We start from the raw sequence: 15,908 nt of genomic DNA on the forward strand, positions 1-15,908 counted from the left end.
AACTAAGGAAGTATTCAACAGAAATAAAAACATTACAAAATGCTGAGCATAAAAAAGCCTGCCGTTTAAGGGGGGCAGGCTTAATAGATATTTTCTATTTAGTTTTTAGGAGTACCGTCTTCGTTTTTATCTACACGGGGTCTTTTTAGACCATTGGCCAATTCCCATGCTGTAAAGTATACAAGCTTGGCTCTTTTCGCAAGCATTGGAAAATCTATTTTACTGATCTCGTCACTTGGCTGATGGTAATCTTCGTGAACTCCGTTGAAATAGAAGATCACAGGGATACCATGTTTGGCAAAGTTGTAATGATCAGAACGGTAATAAAATTGATTGGGATCAGTGCGGTTGTTATACCTTTCATCCAAAGTAATGTTTACATAATCCTTATTTGCTTTTTTGCCAATCTTATCAAGATCAGTACTTAGCATATCTGAGCCTATGATGTAAACAAAGTTATTGTCCGTAGCATGGTCTTTATCACCACGGCCAATCATGTCAATATTTAAGTTTGTAATCGTATTTTCCAGCGGGAAGATAGGGTGTTCAGAATACCATTCTGAGCCTAAAAGACCTTTTTCCTCACCAGTAACGGCCATGAATAAAATACTTCTTTTAGGGCCTTTACCAGCTTTCTTAGCTTTTGCAAATGCTTCTGCTACCATGAGAACTCCTGTAGTTCCTGAACCATCATCATCAGCGCCGTTGTTTATTTTGTCATCACCTTTAGCATTCGGGGTGATTCCGATATGGTCGTAATGACCGGTGATTACCAGAACTTCATTTTTTAACTTAGGGTCAGAACCCTCAAGGAATCCAAGCACATTTTCAGCCCTTACCTTTTTTTCTACCTTATTTGCTGACGCTGAAATGCTGATTTTAAATTCCTGACTGGCAGGTTTGCCGGTTTCAGAGATTTTCTTTTTAAGCGCATCAATGTTTGTATTTCCTGCAGAAAGAATTTTGTTGGCCAGGGTAGTTCCAATAGTCATCACTGCAAGACCTTGTGGATTGTTTAAACGATCCATGTTCTCTTTAGTTTTCATTACCATTTGCTCGGAAAGCAAATAGCTTTTCAGGTTGTCGGGCATATTGTCCATTGCAGGGTCGATTGCCAAAACAGCCAGGGCTTTTTGTTCAGTCAGGTATTTAACTTTGGCATTTAAAGCGGAGCTGGCGTTTCTTGATGTAGTTCCTGATGTGTTTTCTCCCTTAGGGTCGCCGGCTTTAAAAAGCAATACAACCTTTCCTGCTACGTTTTGACCCGCGTAATCATCATAACCATCTTTCGTAAGTCCATAACCGACGAACAGGATATCATTGGCATTGAAAGAAAAACCTTTTGCAGAAACGGACTGCGGCATGTTGTAAAAATCTTTTAAAGGTTCGGCAGGCTGTCCGTCTACAGTTAAGATCTGTGACAGACCATAAGTAACCATGTCAATCGACTGAAAATAATCACCATTTACAGGTCCTTTAAGTCCAATACTTTTAAAGTGATTTTTAATGTAATCAGCAGCCATCCATCCGCCTTTTTTACCTGTTTCTCTGCCCTCATATTCATCAGATGCCAACACAGACAAATGCTTGAATGCATTGTCTTTTGTAATGGTCTGACTAAATTTTACGGCATCTTTATTTTGCGCTACCGCCGTACAGCCCATTAGAAGCAGGGTAAGTGCGGTATGTAAAAAGTGCTTTTTTTTCATTTCTTTAGATTTTTAGCATGATATTTTTCCAACTCTTCCAGCATGTCTGCCACCTTCAAATTCCGTATTGATGAAAGTGGTAGCCATTTGTTGAGCAAGTTCCTCTGAAACAAACCTTGCAGGAATGCACAAAACATTGGCATTGTTATGTTGCCTGGCAAGTGCAGCGAGTTCATCCAACCAGCAGATCGCTGCGCGGATACCCTGGTGTTTATTTGCAGTTATCGCTACACCATTTGCACTTCCGCAAACCAATATGCCAAATGTGAATTCAGTGCTTTCTACAGCTGATGCTACAGGATGAGCGAAATCAGGATAATCAACAGATGCAAGAGAATGCGTTCCGAAGTCTTTTACCTCATAATTAGAGAGGTAAGATTTTAATAACTCTTTGTATTCAAAGCCAGCGTGATCTGCACCAATGGCAATCTTAATTTTTTTATCTGTTGACATTTTCAAAAATATATAGAATAATAACTATTAAACGTAAATTTTTTGTTAGGCATCTACCCTACGTACGCCGTAAAGTTCACTGTTCCTTTTTTTCTCAATATTTGCTGATATAAAGATACTTCCTTCATAAAGTAAGAACAGAGGAAAGGCCACCACCAGCATGGTAATGATGTCAGGGGTAGGGGTTACAATCGCCGCTATGATAAGTATAACGACAACGGCGTACCTTCTGCTTTTGCGCATAAAAGCAGGTGTCATCACTCCAATTTTCGAGAGGATATAAACCACTACAGGCAATTGAAATATCACTCCGGAGCCTATGGTCAGCGTTGATATTGAGGAAAGGTAAGATGTAATGGTAAAGGTGTTTTCAATATCAGAACTAACGGTATAATTGGTGAGGAAATTAACAGACAGCGGACAAATGATAAAATAGCCAAACATGAGACCTATGAAAAATAGCGTCGATGCAAAGAATACGAATCCGCTTGCAGATTTGCGCTCTTTATCATGAAGGGCAGGTTTAATGAAAAGCCATAATTCAAATAAAAGATAGGGGATACCCAGAATGATACCAACCATGACACATGAGTTGATCTGCAGTGTAAATTGCCCCGCCATCTCTGTGTTGATGATCTTTGCATCTATATGCGTGATACAAAAGTCTGAACTAATCAGGTTTGGAAATGCAGCGGTAAGCTTACACATCATCCTGTAAGTCCAGAAATCAGGGTTTTTAGGGCCCATGATCACGTCATGAAATATAAAATCGGAGAACCAGAAAGCACCCGCAGTAAATATAACTACAACTAAAAGCCCTCGTAACAGGTGTTTCCTCAGCACATCGATGTGGTCGAAGAAAGACATTTCAGCTTCTAATGTTTTCCCTTTTTCTTTAATAGCACTTAACAGGCCTTTTTTCTTAGTATCACTCATGTAAGTTATTTGTAAACAAAAATACCATTCTTGTTTTATTCAGAATGGTATTTACGTTTTAAATCTTATAAATAGTTTTTCAATTTGAATCTATTCTGAAAATTCGAAGGTTTCCATAAATTTCGTGGTAAAATTACCTGCTCTAAAGTTAGGATCTTTCATCAATTTTAAGTGGAAAGGTATCGTAGTTTTTACACCTTCAATTACGAATTCGCTTAAGGCTCTTTCCATGGTGCTGATTGCTTCTTCACGTGTTTGTGCAACACAGATTAATTTAGCAATCATAGAATCATAATTAGAAGGAATCTGATAACCTGCGTAAACATGCGTATCAACCCTTACACCATGACCACCAGGAGAGTGGAAATTGGTGATTTTGCCCGGACATGGTCTAAAGTTATTGAATGGATCTTCAGCATTGATCCTGCATTCAATCGCATGCATATCCGGCATATAATTTTTACCTGAAATTGGAACTCCGGAAGCTACTTTGATCTGTTCTTTGATCAGATCGTAGTTGATTACTTCCTCAGTTACCGGGTGTTCTACCTGGATACGCGTATTCATTTCCATGAAATAGAAGTTGCGGTGTTTGTCTACCAGGAACTCGATAGTACCCGCACCTTCATATTGTACAGCAATTGCTCCTTTGATAGCAGCATCACCCATTCTTTCTCTTAATTCAGGAGTCATGAAAGGAGATGGAGCTTCTTCAACCAGTTTCTGGTGGCGGCGTTGTATAGAACAATCACGTTCCGACAAGTGGCATGCTTTACCATATTGATCACCGATGATCTGGATTTCAATGTGACGTGGATCTTCGATATATTTTTCTAGATAGAGTCCGTCGTTACCAAAAGCGGCACCAGATTCCTGTCTTGCGCTATCCCATGCATTTTCAAAATCTTCATCTTTCCAAACCACGCGCATTCCACGTCCACCACCACCGGCAGTAGCTTTAAGAATTACAGGGTATCCCATCTCATTGGCCAATGCAATACCTTCTTTCACACTTTCCAGCAGGCCCTGGGAACCAGGGATAGTTGGAACACCCGCTTTCTTCATCGTTTCTTTAGCAGAAGCTTTATCTCCCATTGAATTAATTTGTTCAGGAGTAGCCCCGATAAACTTAATTCCGTAATCACGACAAACAGAAGAGAATTTTGCATTCTCAGATAAGAAGCCATAACCGGGATGGATTGCATCAGCATTTGTTAATTCTGCAGCTGAGATGATGTTTGGGATGCTCAGGTAAGAATCCTTACTTGGCGGCGGGCCAATACATACAGCCTCATCGGCAAAGCGAACGTGCAGACTTTCGCGGTCTGCAGTCGAATATACCGCTACTGTTTTAATGCCCATTTCCTTACAGGTACGGATGATACGCAAAGCGATTTCGCCCCTGTTGGCAATTAATATTTTCTTAAACATATATTTGATATAGTGTTATTTGCTTTAAGCAAATATTAAATTGGTTCTACTAAAAATAAAGGCTGGTCGTACTCTACAGGTGATGCATTGTCAACAAGGACTTTTACAATTTTACCTGAGACTTCACTTTCAATCTCGTTGAACAACTTCATTGCTTCAATGATACAAATTACTTTACCGGTAGAAACTTCATCACCAACATTTACAAATGAGGCTTTATCCGGTCCTGCAGAACGGTAGAAGGTACCGATCATCGGAGATTTAATGGTAATGTATTTCGAAGTATCGTCAACTGCAGCTACCGGTTTCACTTCCGCGGCAGGCGCAGCAGGTATAGCAGCCTGAACTGTAGCGGGAACAGGAGGAGCCATGGTGACTACTGTTGTTGCCGGAGTTTGATTTGTTTTAATAGTTATCTTGAAGTCTTGCTGCTCAATAGCGACTTCATTTACGCCAGAACGAGAAACAAATTTAATAAGTTCCTGAATTTGTTTGATATCCATTTTTTGGTGTTATTTTATGAAAACAATGTGTTTTTAGAATTAACTAAGTTATGATTAATTATTATAAAAGCTTAATAAGCCCATTTTAAGTATACAGAGCCCCATGTAAACCCGCCACCAAATGCAGCAAGTATAATGTTGTCGCCTTTTTTCAACTGACTTTCCCATTCCCATAAACATAGCGGAATTGTACCATTAGTTGTATTACCATAACGTTGAATGTTGATCATTACCTTTTCAGAGCCGACACCCATTCTTGATGCAGTAGCGTCAATAATACGTTTGTTTGCCTGATGTGGTACCAACCATTTTACATCATCAGATGTAAGTTGATTGCGCTCCATGATCTCAGCAGCTACATCTGCCATGTTGGTCACAGCAAATTTAAATACAGCCTGACCTTCCTGGTAAACTACATGTTCGTTAGCATCAACCGTTTCATGTGAAGCTGGTCTTGCCGATCCGCCGGCTTTCTGATGTAAAAATTGTCGGCCTGCACCGTCACTTCTCAGGATAGAGTCCATTACACCTAGTCCTTCTTCATTTGGCTCCAACAAAACTGCGCCACATCCATCACCAAAGATGATGCAGGTAGTTCTGTCTTCATAGTTAATGATCGATGACATTTTATCGCCGCCAACTACAAGTACTTTTTTATGTTTCCCGGATTCAATGAACTGAGCTCCGGTGGAAAGTCCGTAAATGAAGCCTGAGCATGCAGCCTGAAGGTCATATCCCCAGGCATTTTTAGCGCCGATTTTGTCGGCCAGTATATTTGCTGATGCGGGGAAGGGGAGATCTGGAGTGGTCGTACAAAAGATAATCAATTCGATTTCTTCTGCTGTAATTCCACGCTTATCAAGTAGTCCATTCACGGCATGAACAGCCATGTCTGATGTACCTAATCCTTCACCTTTTAATATTCTTCGCTCTTTTATACCGGTTCTGGAGGTTATCCATTCATCCGTAGTGTCTACAATTGACTCCAGCTCCTTATTGGTAAGTATGTACTCGGGAACGTAGCCATTAACAGCCGTAATCGCAGCGTGAATTTTACTCATCTTATCTATTAATTGTTAAATGCGGCTTGTATTTTGCCTACCAAACCAGTAGTAATCATATCCCTCGATTGTAAGATCATATTTTTTACAGCGGTAGGACTAGATATCCCATGGCCTATCACGACTGGTGCATTTACACCAAGAACTGGACTTCCGCCATAGTTTTCATAGTTAAAGCGGTCAAAGAACTCGTCTTTCAATCCTCTTTTTAAAGTTAGTACGTAAAATGATTCTGCAAGTTTAAGCATCACATTGCCTGTAAAACCGTCACAAACAATTACATCAGCTTTTTCATTAAACAAGTCCCGGCCTTCCACATTTCCAACAAAGTTGAAAAGATTGGTATCTTTCATTAACGGGAAAGTAGCAAGACTAAGCATGTTGCCCTTTTCGTCCTCTTCGCCTATGTTCATTAAAGCTACCTTGGGATTGTTGATCTGCATGACATATTCTGCATACAAACTGCCCAATACTCCAAACTGAAGCAGAACATCCGGTTTACAATCTGCATTGGCACCAACGTCGAGCATCAGGCCAACGCCGCCTGAAAGTTTAGGAAGAAAAGTAGTAAGACATGGCCTGATGATTCCTGGAATAGTTTTTACACTAAACACAGCGCCAACGAGCATTGCGCCAGAATTTCCGGCACTTGCAAATGAATCCAGTTTACCGTCTTTCAGTAAATTGAAGCCTACAGCAATACTTGAATTGGGCTTTTGAAGAATAGCCTTAGTGGGATGTTCACCCATACCAATCACCTCTTCAGTATGAACATACTCAAAGAGATCCGGATCGAATCCGTTTTCTGATATTAGGGGCTTAATCTGCTGAGTATCACCAATGAGTACGATTTGCTCATCCGGAGATAACAATGGATGGGCAGCTATTGCTCCTAAAACATTTGCTTTAGGAGCATAGTCTCCGCCCATTATATCGAGACCTATTTTCATAGTAAAAAATCAGTTTGTGTAGAAGGCAAAATTGCCTTTGTTTCCAATCTCTAAAGTTAAACTTTCAAAGACTTAAAACACAAACTATTTTTCAGAAAATTAACCTATTGATGTGCTTTCAATAACCAATTTGCCGTTGTAGTATAAATTACCATCAACGTTGTAAGCGCGGTGTGGTGTATGGATTGCACCTGTTGTTTGACAAGTAGCTAAAGAAGGAGCTTCTGCTTTATAGTGAGTTCTTCTTTTATCTCTTCTACTCTTAGAAATCTTGCGTTTTGGATGTGCCATTGCTGATTTATTTAATTATTTTATTTTAATTTTTTTAATGCTGCCCAACGTGGGTCGTCATTTTGTTGTTGTTGTTCTTCTTCTCTTTGCGTTCCTGAAGAAAGACTTTCCAGTCTCGCTATCATTTCCTGGTCGCATTGCTGACCATCGCCATTTTCCTCGCATATTTTAATGTAAGGAACTGACACTGTAATGAATTCGTAAATCAATCCCGAGATGTCAATCTCACTTTCTTTTTTACTCAGGGTAATGATCTCCAGATCATCACTTTCTAATTCATCTTCAGCAAATTTTACAATCTGCCTTTCCTGTATGTCAATCGGCGAGTTAAATTCTGCCAAACATTTATCACAATCTAACACTATTGTTCCTTTGATGTGGAACTGCAGGATTAGCATTGTTTCCTGTTTGTCTAATTCAACTTCTGCTTTTAAGCTTCCTTTTTTTACTAAAGAGTACTCAAAAGCATCAAAAAAGCTGTTGTCAATCTCAAAGTCAAACTGATGTTTGCCAATTTTTAAGCCTGTAAATGGGATTGAAAATTGTTTTAATGGTTTCAATTGTAACAAAATTTTAGCCCGCAAATGTATGGATTATTTTAATTGCGTGCAAATTCTTTTTTATCCTAATTTGCGTCGTCCTTTAAGTCAAATGCAGTCTCTACCAGCTTGCCCCCGCTTCTCAATTGATTTCTCAGTAAATCTTCCTGTTCCCTCCGGTTTTTTACAATATGTATTGCTGTAAAAATCGCTTCTATAAAAGAAGAAGGATCGGCAATGTTCTTCCCTGCAATATCGTATCCTGTTCCATGATCTGGTGACGTGCGTACAAAGCTCAGTCCGGCACTATAGTTAACGCCCGAACCAAAAGCAATTGTTTTAAAAGGAACGAGTCCCTGGTCATGGTACATGGCAAGGACAGCATCAAATTGTTTATAACTGCCTTTTCCAAAAAAGCCATCAGCAGGGAATGGTCCGAAACAAATGATTCCTTTGTCAAAAGCTTCCTGGATAGCCGGACTGATGATGTTTTCCTCTTCTTTTCCAAGCAGTCCATTGTCTCCCGCGTGTGGGTTCAGGCCTAGAACAGCAATTTTGGGTTTTTCAATCCAAAAGTCCTTTTTCAGGCTTTCATTCATCAACTGCAATTTCTTGACAATTTTCTCTTTAGTAATGCTTTTCGGTACATCGCCCACCGGAATATGTCCGGTCACCACACCCACACGGATATCGTCGCTCAGCAAAAACATCAGTACATCATTACTTTTGCTTTTTTCCTGAAGATACTCCGTATGGCCGGGAAATTTGAAAGTATCTGATTGGATATTGTGCTTATTAATAGGGGCTGTTACGAGCGCATCTATGTGGCCATTTACCAGATCCTCTGTTGCCTTTTCCAGAGACAATAAGGCATACTTGCCTCCTATTTCATTAGATACACCGAGTTCTACCTTTACATCTTCTTCCCAGCAGTTGATCAGGTTTGCTTTTTTTGGATTCGCTGCATCAGGACTGCTGATTACATTGAAAGCAAAATCGCTAATTCCCAATGCTTTGCGGTGGTATGAGGCAACTTTGGTATGTCCATAAACTATTGGAGTACAGTAATCAAATATTTTAGTTTCCGACAAGGTCTTCAAAATAACCTCTAATCCGATCCCGTTTACATCACCTATGCTTATGCCAATTTTAATTTTGTTGCTCATCTTCAAATAAGAATTTAGCGCAAATTACAGAATTTCACCATAATGTTGAGTCCTTACGACAAAACTTTACTTATTTTGCACCGAGTGAGCAAAAAAGAAGTTTAGCAGGTTCTGACAAGATTTACTTGTCTCGCCGTCATCCTGAATTTATTTTAGGATCCCGGAATAGACAGGCAACCTTAAGTTCGGGATCCGTTGTCAAGGGTCAAATAGCATGTGCGGGATCCTGAAATAAATTTAGGATGACGGCATACTTTTCGGATAGCCTTGTTAAAGGTATAACAAGCATTCAGTAAAAAAAAGAAAACATGAGTTTGGTAAAGGCAAAAAAACATTTAGGGCAACATTTTTTAACTGATAAAAAGATTGCGGCAAAGATTGTAAACGGCCTCGTGCATAATGATCAGTACAAACAGGTGCTTGAGGTTGGCCCGGGGATGGGAATTCTTTCCGATATATTACTGGAGCGTCAGGATCTGGAAACTTATCTGATAGATATTGATGTGGAATCTTATCATTTTCTACAAGAAAAATATCCTCAGTTGGGCAACAGGCTCATAAATGGGGACTTCCTGGCCCTCGACCTTTCTTCAATTTTTTCCGGAAAATATGCGATTATAGGTAATTTTCCTTACAACATTTCTTCCCAAATCCTTTTCAAGGTGCTTGAAAACAGGGCAAGTGTAGTCGAGATGGTAGGTATGTTTCAGAAAGAGGTAGCAGAACGTTGCGCATCCAAAGCAGGCACTAAAGATTATGGTATTTTAAGCGTACTGATCCAGGCCTACTATAATATAGAATACCTGTTTACGGTAAAACCGGGAACGTTTAATCCTCCTCCGAAAGTAAACTCAGGGGTCATCAGATTGAGCAGAAATGCGTTAGAAACCTTGCCGTGTGATGAGAAACTATTCTGGCGTACCGTAAAGGCAGGGTTCAATCAAAGAAGAAAAACACTTAGGAATGCACTTTCAGGTGTAGTTCCTAAGGATAAAATGGACGATCACATGTTTTTTGATAAAAGAGCCGAACAACTGACTGTTCATGACTTCATTGCATTGACCCAGCATTTAGCACAACTCTCCAAATAAAATGACCAAAAGAAAAATAATTATTGTTGATGATCTTCATCCTGCTTTTAAAGACGCAGCTATTCAAATGGGATATGAAGTCGATGATATGCCCCTAATCACAAGAGCTGAAACATTATCCATTATAAAAAATTATGAAGGTATTGCCGTACGCACAAAGTTTCTGATTGATCAGGAATTATTGAGTCTGGCGGCAAATCTAAAATTTGTTGCCAGGGCAGGCGCCGGTCTTGACAATATTGATGAAGCTTATGCTGTTAAAAAAGGGGTTCAACTATTAAATGCACCTGAAGGAAACAGCGATGCCGTGGGTGAACATGCCACAGGAATGCTGCTTTCTCTGATGAACAATTTTCGCAAAGGAGATTTAGAAATCAGAAATGGCATATGGGATAGAGAAGGTAGCAGGGGCTATGAACTGAAAGGCAAGACTGTCGGAATTATAGGCTACGGTCATATGGGTAAGAGCTTTGCCAGGAAGCTTTCCGGCTTTGAGGTGAATGTGATTGCCTATGACAAATATAAGACCGGGTTCTCTGATCAATATGCAAAAGAAGTGAGCATGGAAGAGATCGTAAAGCACAGCGATGTATTGAGTTTGCATATTCCGCTAACTGCTGAAACGAGACAAATGGTTAATGAAGAATACTTTTTTCACTTCCGAAAACCGATCTTTTTCATCAACACGGCAAGGGGAGAAGTAGTGAATACAACAGCCGTTTTAAATGCTATCCGGCAGCGCAAAATCCTTGGAGCAGGGCTCGATGTATTGCAGACTGAAAAATTCCCGGCATTGGCACAGCAGGACTGGTACAATGAGCTGATTCAATCAGGTAAAGTGATACTAACTCCACATGTAGGAGGCTGGACATTTGATTCTTATAGAAAAATATCAGAAGTGCTGGCAGAAAAACTAAAAAGGATTTCCAAATAATTTGGTTTTATGGTAATACCATATTATCTTCGTTACAATTGAAGCAAGACTATGTAGGTTAATAACCGATATAGTCTTGTTTGTTTTTTAGACTAACTAATAAAAATTAATGAGCTATGACAGAGGTGACCTATTATACCCAAGATGGTTTAGATAAACTGAAAGAAGAACTGCAGTATTTAAAAACTACCGGAAGGCAGCAAATATCTAAAGCGATAGCAGAAGCAAGAGATAAGGGTGATCTTTCTGAGAATGCAGAGTACGATGCTGCAAAGGAAGCACAGGGCTTACATGAAGCCAAAATTTCCAAGATGGAAAATACACTATCTACCGCAAGATTGATAGATGAATCGAAGCTTGATCTTACCAAGGTGTTGGCGCTTTCGATCGTAAAGATCAAAAACATTAAAAACGGCGCTACAATGTCTTACCAATTGGTAGCGGAGTCTGAGGCTGATTTAAAAACAGGAAAGATTTCTGTAAAATCACCAATTGCGCAAGGTTTACTTGGTAAATCTGTAGGTGATAAAACTGAAATTCAGGTTCCTGCCGGAAAAATTGAATTCGAAATATTAGAGATCAGCAGATAAATCTAAAAATATGTCAAGTATCTTTTCAAAAATAGTAAGCGGTGAAATCCCGGCATATGTGGTAGCTGAGACTTCTGATTTTTTGGCCTTTCTTGATGTAAACCCATTGGTTATGGGCCATGTACTTGTTATTCCAAAAAAGGAGATTGATTACATCTTTGATATGGATGAAGAAAGTTATTTCGGGCTGACGCTATTTGCTAAAATTGTGGCAACTGGTTTAAAAGAAGCTTTTCCATGTAAAAAAGTTGGCGTTGCTGTGATCGGGCTTGAAGTACCGCATGTGCACATTCACCTTATTCCAATGAATAATGTGAATGATATGAATTTTAGCAAAGAGAAGCTGAGCCCGACTCAGGAAGAACTTGCAGATGCGGCAGTAAGGATTAAAGGCGCGCTGTAGAAAGAGTAAACTTTTTGCCATGTTGTAATACAATTGACATCCTGAAATAAATTCACTGTTGTCCGGTTAACTTTATAAAGGAGATAATTTTATGGTCTAGCGTGTTGTTAGGCCATTTTTATGTTTTACAGCCTAGACCCAAGCCCCCTAGTACTAACTGATTTGTAATTTGAACGGATGATAGTTTATCTGGATTGTTGCCAGGATGAGCAGCGTAAATTCGTGGTTTTCAAGGTAAAACTGTAGCATTATACTCTCTTTGGCTAAAGAAAAACTCCAGTATCTGCTGAATGGGGCGTGAATGAGTTGGTTCATTCCAAAGATTTGGAAATTCACGTTTAAATGTGTTCGCAGAGAGTTTGGCGCTGTAAATCTCGATGTCTTCCTGGGCAGCCCTAAGGTCAAAAGCCAGTATATTGGTTTTCAATTGTAACTCTTCCAGACTGCCTACTGTTTTTTCCAGTACAGTATCTACCGGAGACATTTCTTTGTCCATTACATACATCCGTTTAATAAATTTTTCCAGTGCCGCAGAATCATCAGGAAAAGCGAATAAGGCGGGATCGGTTAAAAGAGAGTCGGTTTTAAATTTTGCCACTGTCAATTTTGTACAATAATCATCCAGAAGCTGCTTCCTTTTATTTAGCCTGGAAGAGAGTTCTACAAGTAGAGCAGATGATACAGCCAGATTTCTTTGGGTCTGATTACTGCACCGGTTAATCCAAATCCCCTCTTTTACCAATTCCAGCGATTTTTTTGTCTGGCGCAGGAACTCATTTAAACTACTGGTATCTACAGTTTTTTTAAGCAGTAGTTTGGCTTGATGGTTTAATTTTCTAATGGATTCAAGAGCGGCGATCTGTTTCCTGGCATTTTGTTCTTCTTTGAACTTAGCGCGACTGGAGATAATCCCCGTGCCTATTTTTTTACTTTAGTCACGAAGGAAGATTCCGTGGTTTGCTTTGTTTCGCACTATCTTGTTGGTCAAAAGCAGAAGTAAATAGCAAAAAGTTAAATAAAAACAGCAAAAACTTCATAACGGATGATATTTGCTGTTAAATTAAAAAAATAATACGATAATTGAGAATAGTGATTCTGTGCTGTCTTGAGTTTCATATTCAATGAATTTATGCTCATATTGATGATGATCAATCGTTTGCGTAAATATAATGTGACAAATAAGCGGCTTTCCTGATTAAGAATTTCTATTTTGAATAATGCCTATCGAATAAATTGATTGTTGTTGGTTGGTTGAATATGTGTGTGATAGGTTGTAAGTAATTCTTGTGTCGCATTTATTAATCTAAATCCTATAACCAAAACAACATGAAAAAAAATCTTTTTAAATGGGGAGCTGTTATGGTCTTATCCATCACTTCTATTTCCTGTAAAAAACCACTAACAGCTTTATCTGATGAAGGACAGTCATATAAAATACACCAAAAAATAGGTGTAGTTGGCCCCATTGTTACCCAAACCAGAAACGTTAACATTGTCTATTTTGTGCCCAATGATTTGGATACCATAGCAGGGTATAGAAAGCGTCTGAGCGATCTTTTGTTATGGACCCAGGACTTCTACAAACAGGAAATGAATCGGAATGGTTATGGCGATAAAACTTTTGGTCTGGCCAACGATGGTACGGGAAAAGTTAAGATTGTTACTATTCGGGGCAGTTTGCCAAAATCGAGTTATCCTTATGAAGGAGGCTCCGGTGCTGTGGCCTCAGAGATTAATGCATATTTCGCTACCCATCCGGCCGATAAAACAAGTGATCACAGCTTAATCATTATGCCAAGATACCAGATTGACGCCAATGGCACACCTGGAGGGCCGCCATTTTATGGTACCGGACGCTGGTGTTATGCTTTAGACTACGAAGAAATGGATATACAAAACCTGGGTAAAACTGATGCTGTCGGCAATAGGTTTAGCGTATGGTTCGGGGGTATGGTACACGAACTCGGCCATGGACTGAATCTTCCGCATAACCGTCAAAAAGTCTCAGAAAATGCTACTTTAGGTATGGCCTTAATGTGGGGAGGAAATGGCACATTAGGCAAAAGTCCAACATTTTTGACTGCGGCAGATGCTGCAGTTTTGAATGTAAACCAGGTATTTAACAATAACAGCAATACCTACTACGGTAACATCACATCCAATATCACCAAAATAAATGCAAGTTATAATACAGGCTCTGCCTCGATTATCTTATCAGGAAAATTTACGTCGACAGGAACTGTAAACAGTATTTTATACTTTAATGATCCTAATGTAAACAATGAAGGCACCGGGGTTAATAGAGATTACAATGCGATTACCTGGGAATCAAAAAAAATAGGAACGGATAGCTTTAGTGTAGTGATGCCTATTTCTGATCTGCAGGAAAAAGCGGATGGCATCCCATATGAGTTGAAAGTTAAACTGGTTCACACCAACGGTACCGTTACGGAACAAATTTACAGCTATACATTCGCAGGAGGTATACCATTATTAAATTTTAGTACCAGGCCAGAATTGAGCAAAACTGGTTGGAGCATTGCTTCTTTCAGTTCTGAAGAAACGAGCGGTGAAGGCACGGTTAACGGGCGGGCAATCAATTTAATCGATGGCAATGGGTCTACATATTGGCATTCCAGGTGGACGGGCTCGGCTGCGAGCTATCCGCATACCATTGTGGTTGACCTTGGTTCATCCAACTCTGCCGAAGGATTGAGTTTAAGTCAGCGTAGTGGGGCAAGCAGGGCTATTAAGAACTTTCAAATTTTAACCAGTAGCGATGGAACAAGCTTTACGGCAGTTAATAGCTATGTTGCACAAAATATAAGTGGTACCCAGTACTTTGCCTTTGGAAGTACTAAAACCTTCAGGTATTTTAAAATCATAGCAAGCTCTGCGTATGACGGGTTGCAGTTTGCAGCCCTGGCAGAATTAGGGCTGTATACAGACAATACTTCTGCCATTGAAAACGGTGCGTTTTATAAACTCGTGTCAGCCGTCAACAATACCAGTGTTCTCGATGTAAATAGTAGCACACCTGTAAATGGTACACTGGTTTCTTTATGGGCTAACAATAATCCTACTTCTAATAACCAGGTATGGAAGGTTAGGAAGGTGGCAGGAGGCTATTATACTTTAAAATCTAAATCAGACACTACTAAAGTTCTTGATGTTACCGGGGGTGGTTCAGTGAATGGCACCCAAATAGAAGTATATACCAGTAACAGTAGTAACGCACAGAAATGGACTTTAGATGATGCAGGTGGCGGTTACTATTATTTAAGTCCGGTATGTGCACCTGGTTCCAACCTTGACATCAATGGAAGTTTTACGGCCAATGGAACCAAGGTACAGATATGGACAAAAGGTACCGGCAATTCGCAAAAGTTCAAATTGGTTAAACAGTAACTTCTGTTGGTTATCCCAAATGCCAGTAATCCTGGCGTTTGGGATAAATTTGTAGTAACGGATGAAAAAATTAATTTACAAGATTGTTTAAACATTCATTCAATTTATTGTATAATGAGCATATTAAACGTTTGCGTAAAGTTATTTTTAATATTGATGTTTAGCTTGAATTTTTGGGTAAAAAAGGGGGCTGTTTGAATTGGGTACTTTCACCTAAAGCATAAAATAGCGAACCACTATCCTAAACGTTACACAAACGTTTGCGTTTGTTTTTGCATTACATATCCTGATTAAACATTTTACTTTAGATCAAGCCTATTGAATAAGTCGATTGTTGTTAGTTGTTTGAGTATCTGTATGATAGGTTGTGAGTAAAAGAGGATGAGCACCGGGGCCGGTGGAGTTAATGTTATCGCATTTTTTAATCTTAACCCTATAACCAA

16 protein-coding genes are annotated in these 15,908 nt (G+C 39.5%); 5 read left to right on the forward strand and 11 right to left on the reverse strand.

Annotated features, from left to right (window positions below):
• Positions 1–98: 98 nt before the first annotated feature.
• The 10 genes from FA047_RS16330 to pdxA all read right to left on the reverse strand — a co-directional run bounded on the left by FA047_RS16330 (position 99) and on the right by pdxA (position 9,039).
• The gene (locus FA047_RS16330; protein WP_136837162.1) at positions 99–1,709 is read right to left on the reverse strand and encodes a M28 family peptidase; all 1,611 of its coding nucleotides are present in this window, start codon (positions 1,707–1,709) and stop codon (positions 99–101) included.
• Between the two features lie 12 nt (positions 1,710–1,721).
• Positions 1,722–2,162, reverse strand: coding sequence for a ribose 5-phosphate isomerase B (gene rpiB / locus FA047_RS16335; protein ID WP_136837163.1), 441 nt, complete (start codon positions 2,160–2,162; stop codon positions 1,722–1,724).
• 45 nt (positions 2,163–2,207) lie between these two features.
• Positions 2,208–3,098 (reverse strand): twin-arginine translocase subunit TatC, encoded by an 891-nt coding sequence (gene tatC, locus FA047_RS16340; RefSeq protein WP_136837164.1) that lies wholly within the window; start codon positions 3,096–3,098, stop codon positions 2,208–2,210.
• A 90-nt stretch (positions 3,099–3,188) separates the two neighbouring features.
• Positions 3,189–4,529, reverse strand: a complete 1,341-nt coding sequence (gene accC, locus FA047_RS16345) for an acetyl-CoA carboxylase biotin carboxylase subunit (RefSeq protein ID WP_136837165.1) — start codon at positions 4,527–4,529, stop codon at positions 3,189–3,191.
• Between the two features lie 35 nt (positions 4,530–4,564).
• A complete protein-coding gene (gene accB / locus FA047_RS16350; RefSeq protein WP_136837166.1) occupies positions 4,565–5,032 on the reverse strand; it encodes an acetyl-CoA carboxylase biotin carboxyl carrier protein in 468 nt (155 codons plus the stop codon).
• A 71-nt stretch (positions 5,033–5,103) separates the two neighbouring features.
• Positions 5,104–6,093, reverse strand: a complete 990-nt coding sequence (locus FA047_RS16355; protein WP_136837167.1) for a beta-ketoacyl-ACP synthase III — start codon at positions 6,091–6,093, stop codon at positions 5,104–5,106.
• Between the two features lie 8 nt (positions 6,094–6,101).
• Positions 6,102–7,043, reverse strand: a complete 942-nt coding sequence (gene plsX, locus FA047_RS16360) for a phosphate acyltransferase PlsX (protein ID WP_136837168.1) — start codon at positions 7,041–7,043, stop codon at positions 6,102–6,104.
• 99 nt (positions 7,044–7,142) lie between these two features.
• Positions 7,143–7,334 carry a 50S ribosomal protein L32 gene (gene rpmF, locus FA047_RS16365; protein ID WP_136837169.1) on the reverse strand — a complete coding sequence of 64 codons (192 nt, stop codon included), beginning with the start codon at positions 7,332–7,334 and terminating at the stop codon, positions 7,143–7,145.
• Between the two features lie 20 nt (positions 7,335–7,354).
• Positions 7,355–7,894, reverse strand: a complete 540-nt coding sequence (locus FA047_RS16370) for a YceD family protein (RefSeq protein ID WP_136837170.1) — start codon at positions 7,892–7,894, stop codon at positions 7,355–7,357.
• 65 nt (positions 7,895–7,959) lie between these two features.
• Positions 7,960–9,039: a 4-hydroxythreonine-4-phosphate dehydrogenase PdxA gene (pdxA, locus tag FA047_RS16375; protein WP_136837171.1), complete on the reverse strand. Its 1,080-nt coding sequence runs from the start codon at positions 9,037–9,039 to the stop codon at positions 7,960–7,962.
• 308 nt (positions 9,040–9,347) lie between these two features.
• Between pdxA and rsmA the strand changes: the two genes are divergently transcribed.
• The 4 genes from rsmA (at position 9,348) to FA047_RS16395 (ending at position 12,057) form a co-directional block, all read left to right on the forward strand.
• Positions 9,348–10,130 carry a 16S rRNA (adenine(1518)-N(6)/adenine(1519)-N(6))-dimethyltransferase RsmA gene (gene rsmA, locus FA047_RS16380; protein ID WP_136837172.1) on the forward strand — a complete coding sequence of 261 codons (783 nt, stop codon included), beginning with the start codon at positions 9,348–9,350 and terminating at the stop codon, positions 10,128–10,130.
• Between the two features lies 1 nt (position 10,131).
• The gene (locus FA047_RS16385; RefSeq protein WP_136837173.1) at positions 10,132–11,064 is read left to right on the forward strand and encodes a 2-hydroxyacid dehydrogenase; all 933 of its coding nucleotides are present in this window, start codon (positions 10,132–10,134) and stop codon (positions 11,062–11,064) included.
• Between the two features lie 116 nt (positions 11,065–11,180).
• Positions 11,181–11,654: a transcription elongation factor GreA gene (gene greA / locus FA047_RS16390; RefSeq protein WP_136837174.1), complete on the forward strand. Its 474-nt coding sequence runs from the start codon at positions 11,181–11,183 to the stop codon at positions 11,652–11,654.
• 10 nt (positions 11,655–11,664) lie between these two features.
• Positions 11,665–12,057, forward strand: a complete 393-nt coding sequence (locus FA047_RS16395; RefSeq protein WP_136837175.1) for an HIT family protein — start codon at positions 11,665–11,667, stop codon at positions 12,055–12,057.
• A 229-nt stretch (positions 12,058–12,286) separates the two neighbouring features.
• Here the strand turns inward: FA047_RS16395 and FA047_RS16400 are convergent, their stop codons facing one another.
• Positions 12,287–12,655, reverse strand: coding sequence for a hypothetical protein (locus FA047_RS16400; protein ID WP_136837176.1), 369 nt, complete (start codon positions 12,653–12,655; stop codon positions 12,287–12,289).
• Between the two features lie 728 nt (positions 12,656–13,383).
• Here FA047_RS16400 and FA047_RS20905 point away from each other — a divergent pair.
• Entirely contained in the window at positions 13,384–15,465 is a 2,082-nt protein-coding gene (locus FA047_RS20905; RefSeq protein WP_136837177.1) for an RICIN domain-containing protein, read from the forward strand.
• The last annotated feature ends 443 nt before the right edge of the window (positions 15,466–15,908 follow it).

It is taken from the genome of Pedobacter frigoris (assembly GCF_005116445.1).
GTDB classification, from domain to species: domain Bacteria; phylum Bacteroidota; class Bacteroidia; order Sphingobacteriales; family Sphingobacteriaceae; genus Pedobacter; species Pedobacter frigoris.

Excerpts from the sequence above, each read along its gene's own strand:
- FA047_RS16330 (WP_136837162.1), bottom strand. The coding sequence starts at position 1,709 with ATGAAAAAAAAGCACTTTTTACATACCGCACTTACCCTGCTTCTAATG.
- rpiB (WP_136837163.1), bottom strand. The coding sequence starts at position 2,162 with ATGTCAACAGATAAAAAAATTAAGATTGCCATTGGTGCAGATCACGCT.
- tatC (WP_136837164.1), bottom strand. The coding sequence starts at position 3,098 with ATGAGTGATACTAAGAAAAAAGGCCTGTTAAGTGCTATTAAAGAAAAA.
- accC (WP_136837165.1), bottom strand. The coding sequence starts at position 4,529 with ATGTTTAAGAAAATATTAATTGCCAACAGGGGCGAAATCGCTTTGCGT.
- accB (WP_136837166.1), bottom strand. The coding sequence starts at position 5,032 with ATGGATATCAAACAAATTCAGGAACTTATTAAATTTGTTTCTCGTTCT.
- FA047_RS16355 (WP_136837167.1), bottom strand. The coding sequence starts at position 6,093 with ATGAGTAAAATTCACGCTGCGATTACGGCTGTTAATGGCTACGTTCCC.
- plsX (WP_136837168.1), bottom strand. The coding sequence starts at position 7,043 with ATGAAAATAGGTCTCGATATAATGGGCGGAGACTATGCTCCTAAAGCA.
- rpmF (WP_136837169.1), bottom strand. The coding sequence starts at position 7,334 with ATGGCACATCCAAAACGCAAGATTTCTAAGAGTAGAAGAGATAAAAGA.
- pdxA (WP_136837171.1), bottom strand. The coding sequence starts at position 9,039 with ATGAGCAACAAAATTAAAATTGGCATAAGCATAGGTGATGTAAACGGG.
- rsmA (WP_136837172.1), top strand. The coding sequence starts at position 9,348 with ATGAGTTTGGTAAAGGCAAAAAAACATTTAGGGCAACATTTTTTAACT.
- FA047_RS16385 (WP_136837173.1), top strand. The coding sequence starts at position 10,132 with ATGACCAAAAGAAAAATAATTATTGTTGATGATCTTCATCCTGCTTTT.
- greA (WP_136837174.1), top strand. The coding sequence starts at position 11,181 with ATGACAGAGGTGACCTATTATACCCAAGATGGTTTAGATAAACTGAAA.
- FA047_RS16395 (WP_136837175.1), top strand. The coding sequence starts at position 11,665 with ATGTCAAGTATCTTTTCAAAAATAGTAAGCGGTGAAATCCCGGCATAT.
- FA047_RS20905 (WP_136837177.1), top strand. The coding sequence starts at position 13,384 with ATGAAAAAAAATCTTTTTAAATGGGGAGCTGTTATGGTCTTATCCATC.